This is a genomic window from Methanomethylovorans sp. (assembly GCF_041305605.1).
Lineage (GTDB): Archaea > Halobacteriota > Methanosarcinia > Methanosarcinales > Methanosarcinaceae > Methanomethylovorans.
In genome coordinates this window covers 1-3,539 of the sequence record NZ_JBFYLB010000141.1, presented here as the reverse complement: position 1 = coordinate 3,539, position 3,539 = coordinate 1, and the positions used below count along the sequence as shown (strand labels likewise).

At 46.0% G+C, this 3,539-nt stretch carries 1 protein-coding gene and 1 pseudogene; one reads left to right on the top strand and one right to left on the bottom strand.

Annotated features, from left to right (window positions below; translation table 11 throughout):
* Positions 1-134, top strand: a pseudogene (locus ACCM36_RS08795) (IS5/IS1182 family transposase); the annotation flags it as partial.
* Positions 135-165: 31 nt separating this feature from the next.
* Here ACCM36_RS08795 and ACCM36_RS08790 read toward each other — a convergent pair.
* Entirely contained in the window at positions 166-3,201 is a 3,036-nt protein-coding gene (locus ACCM36_RS08790) for a chemotaxis protein CheB (RefSeq protein ID WP_370573381.1), read from the bottom strand.
* Positions 3,202-3,539: the final 338 nt, after the last annotated feature.

Below are 3,539 nucleotides of genomic sequence, written 5' to 3'. Positions count from 1 at the left end.
AAATAAAGGCAAGAAAATACTGGAATCAAGTAAAAGAGGTTAAAATCAAGTTATTAATACATAACCTTGATAGATACGTCAAGGTTACATATATTGCTCAAATGAGCATTTCTACAGAGCCCATTTTTAAATAAATAATATTGGACTGGTCAGAGTACACTCCGTCTAACTTTTGCATTCCTTCCATGAAGCCATCCGTTCCGTGGTTGCAATTGCATAAACTTGATCGTCTTTATCTACTAGTGCGCTGGTTGTTAGCCATATTTCCAGTATCTGATCATCTTTGGTGATTCTTTGGATATGGTATGGCTCTATAATTTCGCTTTCAACCGTCTTCTTCAGTATGGCCAAAGCTTCGTCCTTATTTTCATCAGGGACAAGACAGCTGATATTCATGCCCAGCGCTTCTTCTTCACTCCAGCCGTACATTTTCTCAGCCGTATGATTCCATGCCAGGATTTTGCCTTCAGTATCCTGGAGTATAATAGCGTCACGTGAGTCATGCACTACAGCAGCCAGGTGGCGAAGAGTTTCAGACTGCCTTTCTTGAAGATGTTTTAATTTTGTGATATCTACTAATGTTATAGCTGCACCTTCCAGGTTATTTTTTTGAGAACTATAGGGCTGGATCGACAGCAAGTACCACTCATCTGTATGGGTGCGGACCTCTACATACATGAAAGCCAGATTGTCCAGCACGGTCCGTATGTCCCTGGTGAGATAGTCGTATTTTGAGAGGTTCGTCACAATATGCCCTATAGGCCTTCCCACATCCGTGGGTATCAGGTTGATTATCTTCGTGACTGCAGAGGTGAAGAGCTGAACACGCAACTGGGTGTCTACGAAAATGATACCAATACCAGTGCCTGCCAGCATCCTGTTCATGTCCTGGTGAATATATGTCAGTTCTTCGACATTGTTCTGTAGCTGAACGTTCACTGTGGACAGTTCCTCGTTCAGGGACTGCAGTTCTTCCCTTGAAGTTTCCAGTTCCTCGTTCGTCGACAGGAACTCCTCATTCAGGGACTGAAGTTCTTCGTTGGAAACCCTGAGATCTTCGTTGGACACTGCCAGCTCCTCATTGGAAGCACTCAGATACTCCTCCGTGGTCCTTAGTTCTTCCTTCAGGGATGAAATGAGTTCTTTGTCCTCTTCTCCAGAAGTTTGTTCTTCAGTCTTTGAGGACTTTCTAATCTTGCTATCCGGCAGGGGTTCCGGATGCAGGTCAAAGGTAATCAGGAACAGTTTCCTGTCAATTGTTTCCTCCACAGGACTCACTGTGACATCCACATTTGCAAAGCCGTCGTTTATCCTGACACACAAACCGGGGCTGATGGCGCGGTCTTTAAGGACCACTGCCTTGCGCAGGGCCATGGTCAATCCTTCCTGCAATCCTTCACGTGCCATCTTCAGGATATTGTTACTGGGCTCCCCGGAATGCACTTCAAGGTACAGCTTGGAATTCCCGTGCAGATAGAGGATATCTCCCTGTTCGTTCACAAGTGCACCTGCCGGAGCGTACTGATGCAACAGGCTCCTTTCGGTCAGCTCACGCAGCTGGAGTCTATCCTCGACCATGGATTTGACGGAAGAGCTTTGCTGTGCCCTCCCTGACAGACGCGGTGAAAAGAATGTATCCACCCCAAGACGATATCCCTTGTTGGCGCCTTTAGTTCTGTAGATCCGCGACTGCTGGTCCACCGTGTCGAAGAGTTCCGGGAAACTCCTGACGTTCTCGGAAGAGCCGAGCAGGAGTATACCCCCCGGTCTCAATGAGTGATTGAACATGGGAATTAGATCGTTTTGTACCTCTCTATTCAGATATATCAGCAGGTTGCGGCAACTGATCAGGTCGATGTTGGAAAAGGGTGGGTCCTTCATCAAGTCATGCTCGGAAAAGATGACCATGCTGCGGACACTCTCCTGGAGGGTGAATGTTTCGCTTTCCGGGTTATAGCTGAAAAAACACTTCAACCTCTCAGGCGGGACGTCATCGGAGATACTGACAGGATACACTCCCTTACGGGCCTTCTCGATGTTCCTTTTGTCAATATCCGTGGCAAATATCTGTACCTTGAATTTCTGCTCCAGCCTTTCAATGTATTCCTGGAGCAGGATGCCTATGGAATAAGCCTCCTCACCTGTAGAGCAACCCACCACCCAGATACGGACGGGTTCTTTCACGGATCTGCCTTTAAACAGTTCCGGTATCACTTTTTCCTGGAACGTGTCAAAAACCTTGGGATTGCGGAAGAAGTTGGTAACGCTGATCAGCAGATCAAAAAAGAGGGCCTCCGTCTCCTCAGGATTGTGTTTTAAGAAGTTAGCGTATCCGCCCACATACTTTATGTTGTTGACCACCATGCGGCGAGCCATACGTCGCTCCAGTGTTTGAGGTTTGTACTGGGAAAAGTCGTGACCTGTCTGTTTGAGCAGTTCGCCAATTATCGTCTTCATCGCTCTTTCGATGTCCGAGTTCTGATCTGATTTTTCCCCGTATCTACGGGATACATAATCGTTCAACTGAGCCGACATCTCGGCAGGTTCCAGTATGTAGTCCACAAGACCGGTACCAATAGCACTATTTGGCATGCCGTTGTATTCGCTGGATTCTGGACTCTGTGCCATTACCATACCGTCTTTAGCCTTGATGGCCTCTATTCCATCTGTACCGTCACTGCCCGTGCCCGAGAGTATGATACCTATGGCCCACTCCTCCTGGTCCGATGCCAAGGACGAGAAGAATGAATTGATGGGCATACGATGACCGCGCGCTTTGACCGGTTCCACTAGATGCAACATACCGTCCACAATAATTATGTCCTTGCTGGGAGGAATTATATATATGCAGTCCGGCCTGACAACCATCCCGTCCTTGACCTCATAGACCTGCATGCCCGTATAACGCATGATTATCTCGGAAAGCATGCTCTTACGGTCAGGTGCAAGATGCTGCACCACGACAAACGCCATCTCTAAGCTCGTATCTGCGGGCATCGCCGAAAAGAACTCTCCCAGAGCAGCCAGTCCGCCTGCCGAGGCACCGATGCCTACAACAGGAAATTTCTTATTGACGGAGTTATTTACATCTGCTTTTGCAGCAGGCTGCTCATATGCAGTTACTTCTACTTCACCATTAATCTCTCTCTCTTTTGTTAACGGTGTTTTCTTTTTGCCTGTGCTTTTCTTATCAGTGACCATAATGTTACCCCTCATATATGGATACCTGTGCAGTTACTGTCGGCACAAAAGTATGTAAAATCGTATATATGAGCTTGAGTAAATCCGCTATAAATAATTATGTTAATTGAGCTTAGTAGAAATCCTGATAATCAAGTTATAGAATGTATTAAATGCAGTTCTAGATGTTGATTGTGAGAGCAGGTTTCATCTTATTGATGTTGATTTTGAGGGGATCTCTACAGAGCCAAAATATCTACGTCTTCCTTTAGAATACAAAGGCCCTCGATAGAGCAACTTATAAATAGAGATAATATATAAAAATCACTATAAAAGTTGTGATTTCATATTATGTCTTC

Coding starts and splice junctions, on each gene's coding strand:
- ACCM36_RS08790 (WP_370573381.1), bottom strand. CDS start 3,201: ATGGTCACTGATAAGAAAAGCACAGGCAAAAAGAAAACACCGTTAACA.